The following is a 17,405-nucleotide window of genomic DNA, read 5'->3' as shown; positions in this document are numbered from 1 at the left end:
ATTTTATTTGTTTAGTTTTTCTTCCTTGTAAAAAGTGGAATACTCTTAATATTTTGCTTATAACTAAATCAAAAATAAGGTAAATTCGGCTTATTAGAAGTATTTATCAGTCTGTTTATAAATTAATCAACCAGTATTAGTACTAAATTAACATCTTTGAGGAGCTTGTTAACATGTTTATTCATATTCAATATTTTATAATTTTTCATCCATGAAAAATGTTGATTTTTTAGTGATAGGTTCCGGGATTGCAGGATTAAGTTTTGCTTTGAAAGCTGCCAAATACGGTAAGGTTCTGATAGTTACGAAGGCAAATGAGGATGAATCCAATACTAAATATGCGCAGGGTGGTGTTGCTGTTGTTGTGGATAAACAGGAGGATTCATTTGAAAAGCATATTGATGACACCTTAATTGCCGGGGATGGACTGTGCGATCGAAAAATAGTTGAGATTGTTGTTAAAGAGGGGCCGGCACGTATTGATGAAATTATTAGATATGGTACCCATTTTGACAAAACCAATAAGGGGATATTTGACCTTGCTAAAGAGGGTGGACATTCTGAAAGTCGTGTGTTACATTACAAAGATATAACAGGTTTTGAAATAGAGAGAGCTTTGCTTGCGCAGATACACAGCGATCCTAATATCGAGATTTTAACCCATTATTTTGCGGTTGAATTAATAACTCAACATCATATTGGAGAATTTGTTGACAGAAAATCTGAGAATATTGAATGTTATGGGATTTATGCTCTTGATACATCAACTAATAAGGTTGAAAAGTTTTTATCCAGGGTAACTTTAATGGCTTCGGGTGGTGCAGGTCATATTTATGCGACCACTACAAACCCAGTTATCGCAACAGGTGATGGAATTGCTATGGCTTATCGCGCTAAAGCAAAGGTTAGAAATATGGAGTTTATTCAATTTCATCCTACGGCTTTATATAATCCGGGAGAGTACCCTTCTTTTTTAATTTCTGAAGCTGTTCGTGGATTTGGGGGTGTACTTAAAACAAAGAATGGTGAGGAGTTTATGCAGAACTATGATGAACGAGGTTCCCTTGCTCCCCGTGATATTGTGGCCAGAGCCATTGATGCTGAAATGAAAAAATCTGGTGATGATTTTGTTTATCTTGACATCAGGCATCGCGATAAGGCCGATATTCTATCTCATTTCCCTAATATTTACGCTAAATGTTTAAGTATTGGTCTGGATATGACCCGGGATCTTATTCCTGTTACTCCTGCAGCTCATTATATGTGTGGTGGTATACTTGTTGACGAGGATGGTAAATCGTCAATACACCGGCTCTACGCTTGTGGGGAGTGTACATCAACCGGTCTGCATGGAGCAAACCGATTGGCATCTAACTCGCTGTTAGAGGCTCCTGTTTTTGCTCACAGGATTTATGAAGATGCGATCAAAGTATTTAAAAATTATGAAATCCCTGATAGCATACCCGAATGGGATGAAACAGATACTAAGCTTTCAAATGAAGACATTCTGGTAACCCACAACCTTCGCGAGACCCAAAAGGTTATGAGTGATTATGTTGGTATTGTCAGATCTGATTTCAGATTGGAAAGAGCGATGCGACGTTTAGGATTATTGTATGAAGAAACCGAGAGTTTTTACAAGAAGACAACACTTTCTGTTAAATTATGTGAGCTTCGAAATGTTATTCAGAATGCTTACATCGTTATAAAATCAGCAATGTTGCGAAAGGAAAGCAGAGGGCTTCATTATACAACCGATTATAAGCCTCATGCGCTGGAGCCACATGATACCGTTTTTTAATTTTTTTTATGGCACTTATTCTACCTGTTAAGAATGTTTTTCCTGAAATTGGAACTAATTGTTTCCTTGCAGATAACAGTACTATAGTTGGTGATGTTATTATCGGAGATAATTGTTCCGTTTGGTTTAATGCGGTAATCAGAGGGGATGTTAATTATATAAGGATTGGTAATAATACCAATATACAGGACGGTGCTATAATACATTGTACCTACCAGAAGGCAGCTACAGAAATTGGTAACAATGTTTCAATAGGTCACAATGCACTCGTTCATGGATGCACATTGTATGATCATGTACTCATAGGAATGGGTGCCATTGTAATGGATCATACGATTGTTAACGAGTATTGTATAATTGCTGCCGGAGCCATTGTTCTTGAGAATACTGTTTGCGAAGCAGGATATTTGTATGCAGGTATACCAGCCAGAAAGATAAAGCCTCTTACAGATCAGCAAATCGAAATGCTGAATAAGCTCCCGGAGAAGTATAAATTATATTCAACATGGTTTATTGAGGATCCGGAATAATCACATTTTCTTCCAGATCCCAGTTAGGTCTAAGAGAGATTGTTTTGTCAAAGTTCCAGGTTTTTTCGGGTTGTCTTCCTTCCTTAACATTTCCGGTATCCCATTCCCCATTATCATTGTCATCATAAATAACACGGATTAAATATTTTGCAGTTGGGTATCTTATATAGTTGAGCAATATATTTCTTTTGATTGAATTTTGTTTTAGGATTTCTTTCCGTTCATTTAACCATTGCACCAGATAGGTTTTTGTTGTGTCGGGAACACTCACGTTTATGGATATGCTTCCATAATTGTCGTCAATATCCAACTCAAATTTCTTTGAATAGATCTTTGATTTAGTCCCTAGAACATCTGTAAAGGCATTCTCTCCAAGTTTTAAAATATATTGTTTTTTTAACTTCCAGGGATATTTTAAGCTATAGGTTCTAAGAGAATTTGGATCTTTAATTATCTGATATCCTTTTGCAGGTATTGAGTCTTCGAGAAGCGTGATTTGTGATTCCTGATAAGACTGAATAGGGGATGAGAACTTCAGAATTAATTCTGAACCGGGTCTGATTTTGCTTCCTGATAGGTTATCAGATGCGACAAGAGATTTAATATAAGTATCTCTTTTATTTCTTCTGAGTGTAACTGTGTCCAGTGCTTTTCCCGCTGAGTTAACCACAACATCTATTGAATCAAAATTTAGTTCAGGTATCCATACGGTTGCCGAATCCCGTGTCATACTAAACTCAACTGTCTTGCTTTGATCGATGTTCGCTGGTTCAATTATGCTTATTGTAGGATTAATTACGGGTCTGTTAAACGTTAAATTTATTCTGCCATCTCCTTCAATGCGACGATCTTTTACCATAAAAACGTTGGGATATTCTTTGAATACCTGTAAGACAATTCCACTGGTGTCTTTTGTTAGCTTGATGGAATTTTGAAGAAATCCAATCTCTTCGTTTTGACCGTTGTATATTCTATCGCCACCTTGCTCCAGTAAGGCATATAATTTATAGGTATCTTCCCTTAGATTGGAAAGTTTGAATGTGCCTGCTGTGTCGGTTATATTGAATACACTCGCTTTCTTTTTTCCAAATAAGGAATCCTGACTTACAGGTAAAATGAATACTGTAACATCTTTCAGTTTTTCCTTTGTTAGCGAGTTAATTACTTTTCCAGATATAGAAAGTGAATCAATTTCATTACCAGTTGAAAACACGTAGGAGTAATTTTTAAGAATGTTACTTTCATTGACATCAGCTATGGCCTTACCAAAATTTATGGAGTAAGTTGTGTTTGCCTCAAGTTCCTGTTTAAACTCGATTTCCAGATTTTCCTTTTTTACTTTAAAGGCGGGAGGAATATCCATGGCTGGTGAGATACTAATTTCAGTATACTCATTACTAAGTTTTACAAATTCATTAAATTCTATTTCAACTTTTTTTACTGCAAAGTTTTTTGTAAAATTTTTTGGCACCTCATTTACTATTCCCGGAGGAATACTATCCTTTGGTCCACCGGTTGGAGATTGCATACTTGCACAGCCCGATATAAAGGTAGCCAGCCAAAACAACCCGATTGATGATAGGAAAATTAACCTCTTTTTATTATTTGCCATTTATAAGCCTTGTGGACGATTTTCTATGTTTTTGGAATAAAGTTATTAACTGAGGTGAGAAAGTTGCGTATATCTTATTATTTAAAGTCGGCCATAGATTATGTTAATATTCTGATAATGAGATAATTAACAATCATCTGGCCATATGAACCATTAAAACGGAAATATCTGATGGTGATACTCCTGAAATACGCGAAGCCTGCCCCAGGGTTCTTGGTTTTATTTTCATCAGTTTTTCTCTTGCTTCTTTTGACAATGAAACGAGGTCAAGATAGTTAAATTCAGGATTGATAGTCTGATCTTCCATTCGTTTCATTTTGTCTACTATCTCGAGTTCCTTTTCAAAATAGCTTTCGTATTTCACTTTTATTTCTGCCTGTTCAACAGTTTCCCTGTCGTATTTATTTAGTAAATTACTGAATACGGAATCTGCTTTTTTAAGATCCTTAAATCCTATTTGAGGTCTGGTTATGAGCTGGAACATTTTTACATTTTGGGATATGCCCGGTGTACCCTGTTCTTCAAGAATAGCATTTACCGCATCAGGTCCTATTGATGTGCTTTTTAAATAACTCACCAGATGATCAGCGTTTTCTATTTTCTTATTTACCTTATCCAGTCTTTCTTCAGATATCAAACCTAATTTATGTGCTATGGGGCTTAATCTGATGTCGGCATTATCTTGTCTTAACAGTAATCTATGTTCAGCTCTTGAGGTAAACATACGGTAGGGTTCTTCGGTTCCTTTTGTGACAAGGTCGTCTATTAATACACCGATATAGGATTCTGCTCTTTTTAAAATAAGTTCTTCCTTATTATTTATTTTTAGGTGAGCATTAATTCCAGCCATAAATCCCTGGCAAGCGGCTTCTTCGTAGCCCGTTGTTCCATTTATCTGTCCGGCAAAGTATAAATTTGCTATACTCTTTGTTTCAAGGGTAAGTCCCAATTGTGTAGGAGGGAAGAAATCATACTCTATGGCATAACCTGGTCTGAACATTTTTGCCTTTTCAAAACCGGGAATCTTGCTTAGTGCCCTATATTGTACGTCCTCTGGTAGAGAAGTTGAAAAACCGTTTACATAGATCTCTACAGTATTCCATCCTTCTGGTTCTACAAAGATTTGGTGCCTGTCGCGTTCAGCAAAACGGTTGATTTTGTCTTCTATTGAGGGACAGTAACGAGGACCTAATCCCTTAATTCGACCTGTAAACATTGGGGACTTTTCAAAGCCTTCTTTGAGCGTTTCATGTACTTCTGAATTTGTATAGGTTATCCAGCAGCATTTTTGCTCTTTTGGTAAAATGACATCAGTATAGGAGAATCTTCCACGATCTGGATCGCCCCACTGTTCTTCCATTTTGGAATAATCCAGTGATCGGCCGTCTACCCGCGGTGGAGTTCCGGTTTTCATTCTTCCGGCTTCAAAGCCCAGTTCTACTAATTGTTCTGTAATTCCTGTTGCAGATTTTTCTCCTGTTCTGCCACCTCCAAATTTCTTTTCACCTATGTGTATGATCCCGTTCAGGAATGTTCCATTTGTTAATACAACTGCTTCTGACCTGATTTTTAGACCAAGGGAGGTTCTTACTCCACATACTTTATTATTTTCAATTAATAATGAAGTGGCAGTATCCTGCCAAAAATCTACATTTGGAGTGCGTTCTAATGCTAGTCTCCATTCTTCAGCAAAGCGTTTTCTGTCGTTTTGTGCCCTTGGGCTCCACATCGCTGGTCCTTTAGAGCTATTAAGCATCCGGAATTGCAATGTAGTTTTGTCGGTGATGATACCGGAGTATCCTCCCATTGCATCAATCTCGCGAACAATTTGTCCTTTGGCAACACCACCCATAGCCGGATTACAACTCATTTGCGCTATTGTTTCCATATTCATGGTAATCAATAGAACCCTTGAGCCCAAATTGGCTGCTGCCGCTGCTGCCTCGCAACCTGCATGCCCGGCGCCTACTACTATTATATCGTATTTATCAAACATTTTTTATGATGTTCCACGTGGAACTATAGAGTTTGTAAAAATAATCATTACTATTTAATAATTGTTTCACGTGAAACATGCTTAAAAAGAGAGATGAGAGCTGCTATCGCCCAAACAGCATTAAGAAAAACAAATGGGTAAAATTGTACCAAATAAGAAGAATACCCACACAATGCTGCCCCGCTTAAGTTCAAGGTGCTGTACCATTTGCTATCCGTCGATATCAATTTCTTTAAATTGAGATAAAATGCAATGAGCAATAAGCTTACTCCTGCGGATGCCAAAAGATCTGATGTACTCATATTCATTTTTTATTCCGATAATTCCAGCCAGCGAAACGTTTGTTCATCAATCCTGTCTTTAATATCCTTTATTTTGCTCGCGATATCAGTTAGTTTATTGTGATCCGTTATTCCTGAATTTAATTCTAAAGTGAGAACTTTTACTTGTTCCTCTAATTCTATTATGCTCATTTCAAGTTCGGAACGCTCTTTCTCTTCCTTGAAACTTAGTTTTCTTTTTGTAGTCTCGGATTTTGGGGTTATTGCTGTAGCTTTATTCTCAGGTTTTGCCGACTTTTTTGGCTCTTCCTGTTCAAGCCTGTAATCGGTATAATTACCAGAGTAGATCTGAACATTACCATCACCCTCAAAAATAAATAGCTGATCGGTTAAGCGGTCGATTAAATACCTGTCGTGTGATACCAGCATTAAAATGCCCGGGAAATTAAGCAAGAAATCTTCCAGTACATTCAATGTATCTATATCTAAATCATTTGTTGGCTCATCAAGTATTAGGTAATTAGGGTTCTTCATTAAAACCCGCATAAGCTGTAGTCGTTTCTTTTCACCGCCGCTTAACTTATTTACCATACCATATTGTTTTGCCGGTGGAAAGAGAAAGTGGGTCAGAACCTGACTGGCAGTGAGATTTTTCCCATCGGCCATTGTTATATATTCTGCAATATTCTTGACCACATCAATGACACGCTCATCGTCTTTAAATTCGAGCCCACCTTGCCTGTAATAGCCAAACACAGTCGTTTCACCCACATTGACCTTACCGCTGTCGGGCTTTATGGCTCCTGTAATAATATTTAACAGTGTAGATTTTCCCGTTCCATTCTTACCAGCTACTCCAATTCTGTCGCCTTTTTTAAAGGTATAGCTGAAATCATTGATTACCGGTTTACCATTAAATGATTTACTTACATGCTCAAGTTCCAGGATCTTATTCCCTTGCCTCGAAACATTAACACTTAGTTCAAGAGATGATTTGACATTTCTGCCCTTCGTTTTTTCTTCAAGGTCATAAAAGGAGTCGATCCTTGATTTTGATTTGGTTGTTCTGGCCTTTGGCTGACGACGCATCCATTCCAGTTCTTTTTTCAGCAGGTTTGTGTTTTTACTAAGTGTAGCATCTTCAGCAGCATTTTGTTCTGCCTTCTTCTCCAGGTAGTAGCTGTAATTTCCATTAAAGTTTTGAATTTTACCCCTGTCGAGTTCGATAATCCGGGTAGATACATTATCCAGAAAGTACCTGTCGTGAGTAACCAGTAATATTGTTTTTTGCCCGCTTGTCATATAACTTTCCAGCCATTCTATTGTTTCAATATCCAGGTGGTTGGTTGGTTCATCCAGGATATAAACATCAGGATCATCGATCAGTAGTTTAGCAAGTGCCAGACGCTTTCTTTGTCCTCCCGAAAGGGTAGCAATTTTTTGTTCCAGATGTTGTATTCCCATCCTGCCCAGAATCGTTTTTATTTCATACTCATACTCCCAAGCATTGGCATTACTTAATTCATCCATTAGTCTGTTCAGCACTTTTTCATCGTGAACTTCCTGATTTACAGCCTCTTCGTATTGACGGATTAGTTGCTGACGTTCATTTCCAATAGAATATATGAAATCGCTGATAGTTTCCTGATTGCTGAATTGAGGGTCCTGTTCGAGGTAACCTATTCTCAGATCCCGCTCGGTTACAACTTTACCAAGACTTGCTTGTAAAATGCCTGAAAGTATTCTGAGCAATGTTGATTTTCCTGTTCCGTTAATACCAACCAGTGCTACCCGATCGCCTTTATTCAGGCCGAAATATAGGTCCTTAAATAACCAGTTATCGTTAAATGAATGTCCTAATTGTTCTGTAGATAAAATGCTCACGCTAATTCTTGTATTTGTATGGAAGGATATATAAAAGTTCCTTTAAGTTCTTTTAATGATTGATTAAGCATTGCCCGAGCAACGGTTTCTGCCTTGATGCTGCGGTATTTTTTTAATGGGCCTATAAGAAGCAGGTCAATTACTTTAAAAGCAGAGATAGCAAACTTTTCGACCAGGCGGGACTCTTTGCGTTTTCCGGTTAAGAGTGAAGGCTGATAGATATGTAAAGATGGAATGGATAGTTTTTTTAGTTCGTTTTCAAGTTCTCCCTTTAGTTTAAGATAGGAGTTAGAGGCTGATGCATTTGCTCCAAGCGATGAAACCAAATGAAATTGCGTAACTCCATTTCTTATTCCAATCTCTGCGAGCTCTAAGGGATATTCAAGATCTATTTTTCTATATTGACCCGAATCAGGAGTCGCAGCCTTTGTGGTACCCAGACAGCTATACATAATATCACCTTTGATCTCAGTAGAAAAGTGCTCTAATTCATTAAAATTAACGATCAATTCCTGAACTTTAGGAATAGGAATGTTAAGCGGCTTTCTAAGCACCAGCAATATCCTTGATATTTCAGCAGATTCGATTAGTGCAGAGAGTAAGTGACTGCCAATAAGTCCGCTTGCCCCAACTAAAATGACTTGATATGGCATTAATTTGTCTTATTAATCTGCAAAGGTACGCATTACTAAGATTGGAATTAATATTGTATGTTTAAACATGTAATTTAAATCAAAAACATGAAAAAGATTATTCATCGCGCAACAGATCGTGGAATTCAGGATCATGGCTGGTTGAAAGCAGCTCATTCATTTAGTTTTGCCCAATATCATGATCCTTCAAAGGTTCATTTTGGCTTGTTAAGAGTTCTGAATGACGATATTATTGCTCCTGGAATGGGATTTGGGACTCATGGACACGATAATATGGAAATTGTAACGATTCCTTTAAAGGGAGTACTGGCCCACAAGGATAGTCTCGGTTCTGAGGGTAATATCAGTTACGGTGAAGTACAGGTCATGTCGGCAGGAAGTGGAATCCGTCATTCGGAATTTAATGGTTCTTCTACTGAGGAAGCAAGTTTGCTCCAAATCTGGGTATTTCCAAAGGAGCGAAATATTCAACCCCGTTACGACCAGATGAGGTATGACCTTGAGAAAGCAAACAATTCATTTCTGACACTTGTTTCACCACGTGAGGGAGAGAATGTAATGTGGATCAATCAGGATGCATTCTTCAGTCTTGGAACCTTTGATAGTGGAACAAGAGCTTACTATAACATACAGCATCCCGGAAACGGAGCGTATGTATTTGTGATTGACGGTAAGGCAGAATTGGACAGCACACAGTTAAACACACGTGATGCGATGGGTGTTTACGATACAGAAACGTTAGAGTTTAAATTCAGTGAAAACTCCAGACTATTGATCATCGAGGTTCCGATGCAATAAACTCAAAATGCTCTTTTTGACAGATAAAGATCTTCTTTTTCTGTCATGAGAGCTTTTGCGGACTTACCTTTATCCGGATATCCGAGGAGGTGGAGTGTTCCATGGATCATCACTCTATGGAGCTCATCTTTTTCATTTACCTTAAGTTCTTTAGCGTTTTCCCTGATCCTGTCCAGACTAATAAAAATATCTCCGACGATTTCCTGCTTCAGATCGCTATTGTCAAAAGTAATTATATCGGTATAGGTATCATGCTTCAGATATTTCTGATTGATATTCAGGAGATAGGAATCGCTGCAGAAAATGAAATTTAAAAGCCTGAGTCTATGCTTTTCGGTCATTATTGTATTCCTGATCCAGGTTCTGACGAGTCCTTTTTGTTTTAAATTAAAGGATATATCTTCAGTAAAGAAATTAATAGGTATTTGGCCCATTAAATTTTAAAATGGAGTTCGAGTTCGTTGCCTTTAGAATTGAAGATACACTGATCAGCAAGCTTTTTGATTATAAAAACCCCTCTTCCTGTTAAATTCTCAATATTTTCAGGAGCGGTTGGATCGGGCAAATTATTAAAATCAAAGCCATCACCTTCATCAGATATTGTAAAAATAAGCCGCTTATCTTCGATAACCTCGAGATTGATATATACCTTTTTTTCTAAGCTTTCGCGATTCCCATGAACAATAGCATTAATCACAGCCTCACTAAGACAGGTCAGCACATTTGCGTACAGCTCATCGCTGAAACCATATTTTGCACTCAACTCATCAATGAAATTTTCAACGATGGTAATACTGTCAATCCTGGAAGGTAATTGCAGAGTATACAATGAAGTATTATCTGAAAATTCTGTCTGCTTACTCATTTATCCCCCGAATTTAAATATTTAAAATAGTCCCCCACTTTTATTTTGTAAAATGAATTTAATGAAGGGGTCACGGTTTTTAGCAAATCGATTTCTTTTTGCTTGATTTTCTGGAATTCCTGCAAAATAATTGAATTAGCAGGTGCTGGTGTAATACCCTCTTTGCTTTCTCTTTTTTGATCCTGTTCGCGTTCCCGATCTGCTTTTTCTGCGTCAAGTAATTTACTGAGAATTTCCTGTTGTCGGCTTAGTGTTTCCTGTTGTATTCGTTTGTTTACGAGATCTGTTTCAGTTTGTTCCATCTCTTTCATTAATTTATCCAGATTTCCCAAAGCTCCCTTTCCATCCTTATTTTCCATTTTATTGATCTCTTGCATCGCCTGTCTTATCATCTGTTGTTCTCTTGCCATTTTCGCCAGTTGCTCACTCATTTCCCGGCTACTTTTGCCCTGCTGACCACTTTTCTGCTGACCCTGTTTTTGCATATCTTCCCTTGCTTTTTGCATGTTCTTATTTAACTGTTCCTGCATTTTACTAAGCTGCGAAAGATTTTGCTTCTGTTTACCTTTTCCTCCTGGTTTGCCATTCTGCTGCGCCTGTTGTAATTGCTCCAGTGCTTCATTTAACATTAAAGCAAGGTTATTGATAGAAGTCATGGCAAATTGCTGGTTTCGGTTTGCCTCGGCTGTGCGGCGCTCTCCAAGACTTTCTATCGCTTTTCCAACATTAAAATTTATTGTCTGAATTTCTTTGTTGACCACGGATTGAATCTGGGGAACCTTTTTACTCAGAGAGTAAAGGCTGTCCTCAATCATTTTCAGATTTATTTGAATGTCTTTCTGTTTTTGGCTCTGAATAATATAGTTAGGATCACTGGTATTGGTTTGCCGTACTGTTTGCATTGTTTTTTCCTGATCAAAAGAGCTTGTAATGAGATTATCAAGTATTTCGCGAAGGCTTTTGGCATTAACCTCGCTTTCCTTCTCCTCTGATTCCTGTTGCATACTCTGCAGATCTTTTGTCAGCTTTTTTATTTCTGCAGCAGCTTTCTTTTGGCTTTCTGATGCTTTCTTCTGATCTTTTTTCTCCAGATTTTCAGAGCTTTTTTGTTGTTCCCTGTCTATTTCCTGCTTTGCCTTTTCCTGATTTTCAAAATCATTCTTTTGTTCAAGCTCTTTGTTTTTTTGTTCCAGTTCGCTTAGATCTTCTTTTAATCCTTTGAAATCTTCCTGAAGCTGCTTTTGTTCATCTTTTAGTTCCTCTGGGTCTGACTTTTTATCCAGTGATTTTTCACTCAGTTCTTCCTGATTATCAGCCAGCTCACTCAGTTTTTCTATCGTATTGGTAAGTTTTTGATCGAATTCAAGCTGTTTGTAAAGCTCTAAAATGCGGTCAAGTTCTTTTTGTAGCGACTTATTGTCCATCTGCATTTTGGACAACTCTTCCTGCGTTAGGTTTTTATTGTTTTTTTCAAGAAGCTTTTCGATATTCTTTAAAATTTCGCGCGTCTTTTCATCCAGAACATTATTGAAGAGGTCCTCAATTTGTTTTTGTTTTTCAAGAATCTGTTCATTTTCCTCCTGCCGTTCGGCTAAATTTTGCTTGTTCTCCTTTTGGATCTCTTTAACTAATTCATCAATCTCTTTTTGTTTCTGCAGGAGGCTTTCGATTTGCTTTCTTTCCTCAAATGAGAGACTTTTTTTATTCAGAAGTTCCTGGTTCAATCTTTTTGTATCTTTCTCCAGCTGGGCAGATTTTTTGATCGCCTCTTCCATCTTTTTCTTAATCTGTTCAGAGTTTGCCTCCAGTTTTTTCTCTAAATCGGCTTCAGATGGTAATCTCAAGGTTTTTATAGATGATTTAACAGATTTCGGACCATTAACTCCATCATTATCAAATAATTCAAAATAATATTCAATCTGCTCTCCCGGTTTTGCTGCCACTTCGTTAATATCCCATACATAGAAAAAATTACTCTGAAGGGCATTTTTATCAAGTTTTACAGATCTGATTTCCGAATTTTCATAATTTTCCGCTTTTTCAGAAAGCACTTTGTAATTGAAATTGAGTTTTGAAAAACCATAATCATCACTGGCTTGTCCAACAAAATAAAGCAGCCTGGAATTAACAGAATCTGTCCGCTCATTCACATCAATCACTGGAAGAAGATCAGGTATTACCCTTAATTCATAGGAAACACCTTCTGATTCAGCAACCTCTGAATTTAATGGTCTGATGCTGTATGACAGGTTTTTTAATGCTTTAAAACTGAATTTAAATAGGTTTTCTCCCGATTCCTTTAAAAGAAAGCTTTTTTTGTCCATCACCACATCAATTTGGTCGGAGTTTTTCGCTCTGAACCTCCAGCTGATGCGTGAACCTTCCGGAACGCTTAAGTCTCCTGTGTTTTCGAGGGTCTCATTGCTTTTGCTGATATAGTCTGGATATTCAATTAACACATCAAAATCCAAAAGTGTTGGTTTGGCTTTTACCTCAAGTACATAATCTTTTGAGCGAAATTCACCAGCCTTCAGTATCAGGTTTTTGTTTTTTTGAAGGTTTCTGAAAGTATATTTAAAACGGATGATGTTTTCCTTATCAAGTTTGAAGGTATTAAGTCCGTCTTCAAGGTAAATTTCTGAAGGGATTTCATTACCGGTAAGTTTTACCAAGAGGGTAAAATCACCTCCCTGCACAACAGATAATTGCTCATTTAGAATTTCAAAACTGAATGGAGCTTTTTTAATGAATCTTTTATTGTGATTTATCAATCGTTCTGTACTTTCACTAAGTATAGACGGTGCTGCAAAGAAAACAATTATGATGATTGCCAATGGAGCTAAAAGGTATTTCAAATATTTTCGGTTTTCATTAATATGAATCGCAGAAGTAAATGGAACAGGTCTTAGTTCGGCAACTTTTTGATTAATACTGGCATCGATAAGGTTGCGCTGTTCCGGGTTAAGTTCTGAAAGCTTTTTTAATTGCAGGGTATTTAACAATTTGTCTTTTACAGGTGTAAAATGTCTGCCAATTATAGCAGATGCCTGTTCATGGCTTATTGTATTTCCAAGCCTGAAATACGCCAAAAGCGGAAGTATGATATAGGCTGCAAGGACGAATGTATTGCCTGCAATGAAAGTATAGAAAAGAATACTTCTTACAGTTGGATCAAAATGACCCCAGTACTCCGCAAATGTGAAAATTAAGTAGGCAACAAGGAAAGATGAAGCCAAAAAGATGGAACCTTTTACGACTTTATTCAGGTAATACTTTCGTATAAAACCATCAATTTTATTGATAAGATAAACATAATTATCTTCCGGCTTGTTCATACTCAATACTTCAACAGGATAGTTTACATGAATTTAACGAAAAATAAATATAATTGGTGTAATTCAGGGACTTGGGTACATAATTAACACATATGTGACCATTTTGAGATTATTTTTTTTTCAAAAGCACCACATTTGCAACCTTCCGCTCACCATCATGATCCCATTTTCTATTATCGGTAGGGAAATTGACAATCCCGGTCTCCATATAATTATTTATCCATAATGCGGTTGATCCACCGCCATCTAAATTTATGGCATCATCTGCATTTAACCAGCGCATGAGCTTTGTTAATTCGAAAAGGCTCATGCCTGCAGAATTTTCATTCCGGCCATCTACAGTAATTAACAGTATCCGCTTATTCTTTGTTATCGCTACAGCTGTACGGGGATGCCTGGTTTTATTGAAGGAGTTTAATGTGTCCAGTTTTTCTGCAGTCTGATTCAATATCAGGAGCGGTCCGCTTACCATAATATCATCTCCCTGAAGGGATTGCTCCCAATCCTGCTTCCCATTCCATTTTTCAATACTCAACTTCCCTCTATTGAACACCAAGGCAGATTCCTGATGTCCGGCCCTATTACCGTTCTTCCCGAGACGGTTTTCATTGATTACAAAGCCATCTGCACGGATATAATCTACAGAGCCTCCATTCGCCATATCAAAGAAAGTCCCGTTTAATGCTGCAAGGGCATTATTTTGTTTGCCAAAATCACTGGTTTTTTGAAGTATTTTGCTATCAAAGGCCAGATCTAAAGAGAGACCTCTTTTTTGTTTTATCTCCAGAATACTTACATTCTGATTAGAATTAAAGAGCGATTTATTAAACCAGAAGGTCTTTAAACGAACTCCAGATGTTATTTTCTCTCTCTTCCAATCAGCTTTTAGCACAGCCAGAGAATCAGATTGAGCAAAGATTCCTCCAGTGATAAATAACAGCAATAATGCGGTAATTGTAAAGATTTTCATATCAATAAAAATTGTTCTAATTTACCAAAACTCATTAAATAAAAAGCCCCGGCCAAATAATTGCCAGGGCTTTTATGTTAAAAGCGATTCTTATTTTTTAGGATCCAAAGCTTCAGCGATACGAACCAGAACATCATCAAGATGTGCCCTTAATACCGGGTTTGAATACCTTGGTAGTGCAGATCTAACCTGCACTGCCAGTAATTTAAGTTCATGTCTGGCCATCGGACGGATATCTGATTGTGAAACATCGATCTGTGGTCCGGCAAAAGCTGCAAATTGCGTCGGTACCGGAGTTTCATTTTCATTCAGAAGGTATGACATCCTTTCGATATAGGCACGTTGCAAGTTTCGGCGATAAGTATCCAGATTGGCTCCGGTTTTCAATTCTGACCAAATACCATTACGCAGATCTGCAAATAATTCATTCATCGGATATGAATTAAGCCCATTTTTCACAGAATTATCAATAACCCGGTTCAGACGTCCAAAATCAAGAATTCCATTTAGGACACCAACTTGTGTTCTCCTTAAACGGTCAACAATTCCTGCATTATCAAATTTGTTAAGTACATTCTGATCAAGCATCCAGCCCGGCGTCATAAAGGCTTGATCATTAATGAATTTTACGGCTTCCTTTTGTTTTGCCTTAGCAACATGTGTATAAACCGGCCCTTTTTGCTCATAGGTTTTATCATTTTCATAGATGCCACCAATATTTGAACGTACATGACCCATATAACGATTCCACTGGCTTAGTACTTCGCCGTAAAGTTCTTTCAGGTTATCATATGGCTTACCCTCTTCATATGTCCATTTTTCTATATTCGGTAAAATACGTTTCAGATTGGCAATCCCATATTTTGAAGCTTTCATAGCATCATCACCCAGATCTTCGGATTGAGCACGCGGATCGATTGGGTTTCCTGTTTGCTGACCATAGAAATAAATAGGGTTTCCGGCTCTTTCTATGGTCCATTTGTTCAATGTTTTCGCATCATCTTCAGGTGTTTGGTTATCAAACCAGGTATATCCCCATTTAATAGCCCATTTATCATAGTCTCCAATTCCCGGATATAATATAACTCCTTCATCCCCCGGCTGGGCTATATAGTTAAATCGTGCATAATCCATAATCGATGGTGCTGTTCCTCCCATTCTTTTAGTGAAAGATGGTGAACGCAGGGAATCAACAGGATATGCGACGCTTGATCCGAAATTATGAGGAAGTCCGAGAGTGTGTCCAACCTCATGGGAAGATACAAAGCGTACCAGCTGACCCATAACCTCATCCCTGAATTTAGGGCTGCGGGCCTCAGGGTTAATTGCTGCAGTTTGAACAAAGAACCAGTTCCGAACCAGGTTCATAACATTATGATACCAGCCTATATCTGATTCCATGATCTCTCCGGAGCGTGGATCAGAAATATGAGGGCCGTATGCATTGGCAATATTCGAAGCAAAATAACGGATCACAGAATAGCGAGCATCTTCAGGTGACCAGTCGGGATCATTCAAAGGAGCTTCCATTGCTGTGATTGCATTTTTAAATCCTGCTTCTTCAAATGCTGCATTCCAGTCTTTTACTCCTGCAATCAGATAAGGTCTCCATTTAGCAGGTGTTGCCGGATCAATGTAATAAATGATCTGCTTTTTAGGTTCTACCAATTCACCACGCTTGTATGCAGCCGGATCCTTGGGTTCCAGTTTCCAGCGATGAATATAGCGTGTAACCTGTGCTTTTTGCTCATCCAGGCCGTAATCTGTCTGGCTTTGTCCGAAAAATCCAACTCTGTCATCCGAAAAACGAGGTTTGTATGGAACCTTGGGTAATAAGAGCATTGAATTGTGAATCTCGACAGTCATTGAGCCGATCGATTTATCTCCCGGAGGATCTGTAGCACGGTATGTTTTTAATGAACGGACCTCAATATTAATCGGGAAGGATTTGATCGTATCGATAAAAGTACGGGTGTCATCCATGGTTGTTATTTTATACTGAGTACGTATAGACTGTGGCAAACCAAGGGATTGAATGTCTTTTGCATAGAGATCAGTTACATCAATAACCACCGAATTGGAATCTTTGTTTACAGCCTTGATATCAAATGAAGATAAAACGGCATCAAGATTTGAATTTTTAACAGCCTCAAACATCTCTGTTTTTTTGTCTGCAATATTGCGGTAAGAAGGAATCCGGATCATTACCTGTTTATCTCTTCTTTGCCATTTCCAGATCTGTTCGTTCAGTTCTTCACCGCCATAAGTTCCATCGATTGTTGGAGTTTTTGCGTAACGGGTAACAACAAGCATTTCACGGTTGAATAGAGAGTCCGGTATCTCATAGAAATATTTTCCATCAAGCCTGTGCACCTTGAATAATCCTTTATCAGTTTTTGCTTTATCAGTGATGACTTCTTTATAAGGTCTGATACCGGTTTTGGGAGGTGTTGCAGTTACCGGAGCTGCCGGTTTGGCCGGCTCAGTAGTCGGTGCGGCAGGTTTATTGCGATCCTGAGCCTGAACATAATCAAGTCCGGATACAAAGATCAGTGCCGATATTGCGGCGAACCGCAAATGACGAAAGTTTATTGTCATAGAATTTTATATAATGGTTAGGTTATGAGGAATTTACAAATCTATTGATTGGTGTGAATATTTATAATTTTTTTGCACTTTT

Annotated in this window: 13 protein-coding genes; 3 read left to right on the top strand and 10 right to left on the bottom strand. The window is 37.9% G+C overall.

What is annotated here, in order from left to right:
- The first annotated feature begins 211 nt into the window (after positions 1–211).
- Positions 212–1,801: an L-aspartate oxidase gene (gene nadB, locus VGE44_RS16485; protein WP_331081185.1), complete on the top strand. Its 1,590-nt coding sequence runs from the start codon at positions 212–214 to the stop codon at positions 1,799–1,801.
- Between the two features lie 8 nt (positions 1,802–1,809).
- Positions 1,810–2,331: a gamma carbonic anhydrase family protein gene (locus VGE44_RS16480; protein WP_331081183.1), complete on the top strand. Its 522-nt coding sequence runs from the start codon at positions 1,810–1,812 to the stop codon at positions 2,329–2,331.
- On the opposite strand, the gene VGE44_RS16475 is transcribed toward VGE44_RS16480, so the two are convergent.
- The 5 genes from VGE44_RS16475 to VGE44_RS16455 form a co-directional block, all read right to left on the bottom strand.
- Positions 2,312–3,943, bottom strand: a complete 1,632-nt coding sequence (locus VGE44_RS16475) for an Ig-like domain-containing domain (RefSeq protein WP_331081181.1) — start codon at positions 3,941–3,943, stop codon at positions 2,312–2,314. The two genes, VGE44_RS16480 and VGE44_RS16475, sit on opposite strands and share 20 nt — an antisense overlap.
- A 133-nt stretch (positions 3,944–4,076) precedes the next feature.
- Positions 4,077–5,939 (bottom strand): tRNA uridine-5-carboxymethylaminomethyl(34) synthesis enzyme MnmG, encoded by a 1,863-nt coding sequence (mnmG, locus tag VGE44_RS16470; RefSeq protein ID WP_331081179.1) that lies wholly within the window; start codon positions 5,937–5,939, stop codon positions 4,077–4,079.
- A gap of 50 nt (positions 5,940–5,989) precedes the next feature.
- Entirely contained in the window at positions 5,990–6,241 is a 252-nt protein-coding gene (locus VGE44_RS16465; RefSeq protein WP_331081177.1) for a CBU_0592 family membrane protein, read from the bottom strand.
- Between the two features lie 9 nt (positions 6,242–6,250).
- Positions 6,251–8,104, bottom strand: a complete 1,854-nt coding sequence (locus tag VGE44_RS16460; protein WP_331081175.1) for an ABC-F family ATP-binding cassette domain-containing protein — start codon at positions 8,102–8,104, stop codon at positions 6,251–6,253.
- Positions 8,101–8,757 carry an NAD-dependent epimerase/dehydratase family protein gene (locus VGE44_RS16455; RefSeq protein ID WP_331081173.1) on the bottom strand — a complete coding sequence of 219 codons (657 nt, stop codon included), beginning with the start codon at positions 8,755–8,757 and terminating at the stop codon, positions 8,101–8,103. Before VGE44_RS16455 ends, VGE44_RS16460 begins: the two co-directional genes overlap by 4 nt.
- 87 nt (positions 8,758–8,844) lie before the next feature.
- On the opposite strand from VGE44_RS16455, the gene VGE44_RS16450 reads away from it, so the two are divergent.
- Entirely contained in the window at positions 8,845–9,555 is a 711-nt protein-coding gene (locus VGE44_RS16450) for a pirin family protein (RefSeq protein WP_331081171.1), read from the top strand.
- A gap of 2 nt (positions 9,556–9,557) precedes the next feature.
- Here VGE44_RS16450 and ybeY read toward each other — a convergent pair whose 3' ends face one another.
- The 5 genes from ybeY to VGE44_RS16425 all read right to left on the bottom strand — a co-directional run bounded on the left by ybeY (position 9,558) and on the right by VGE44_RS16425 (position 17,323).
- Positions 9,558–9,989 (bottom strand): rRNA maturation RNase YbeY, encoded by a 432-nt coding sequence (gene ybeY / locus VGE44_RS16445; RefSeq protein WP_331081169.1) that lies wholly within the window; start codon positions 9,987–9,989, stop codon positions 9,558–9,560.
- The gene (locus tag VGE44_RS16440; protein WP_324484911.1) at positions 9,989–10,420 is read right to left on the bottom strand and encodes an ATP-binding protein; all 432 of its coding nucleotides are present in this window, start codon (positions 10,418–10,420) and stop codon (positions 9,989–9,991) included. Before VGE44_RS16440 ends, ybeY begins: the two co-directional genes overlap by 1 nt.
- A complete protein-coding gene (locus VGE44_RS16435) occupies positions 10,417–13,755 on the bottom strand; it encodes a DUF4175 family protein (RefSeq protein ID WP_331081166.1) in 3,339 nt (1,112 codons plus the stop codon). The genes VGE44_RS16440 and VGE44_RS16435 overlap by 4 nt, the downstream gene beginning before the upstream one ends.
- A 109-nt stretch (positions 13,756–13,864) precedes the next feature.
- Entirely contained in the window at positions 13,865–14,725 is an 861-nt protein-coding gene (locus VGE44_RS16430) for a phosphodiester glycosidase family protein (RefSeq protein ID WP_331081164.1), read from the bottom strand.
- A 90-nt stretch (positions 14,726–14,815) separates the two neighbouring features.
- Positions 14,816–17,323 carry a zinc-dependent metalloprotease gene (locus VGE44_RS16425; protein ID WP_331081162.1) on the bottom strand — a complete coding sequence of 836 codons (2,508 nt, stop codon included), beginning with the start codon at positions 17,321–17,323 and terminating at the stop codon, positions 14,816–14,818.
- Positions 17,324–17,405: the final 82 nt, after the last annotated feature.

Source organism: Daejeonella sp. (assembly GCF_036405355.1).
GTDB lineage: Bacteria > Bacteroidota > Bacteroidia > Sphingobacteriales > Sphingobacteriaceae > Daejeonella.
The sequence above is the reverse complement of the archived record's forward strand: the minus strand, read 5'-3'. Positions and strand labels throughout refer to the sequence as shown.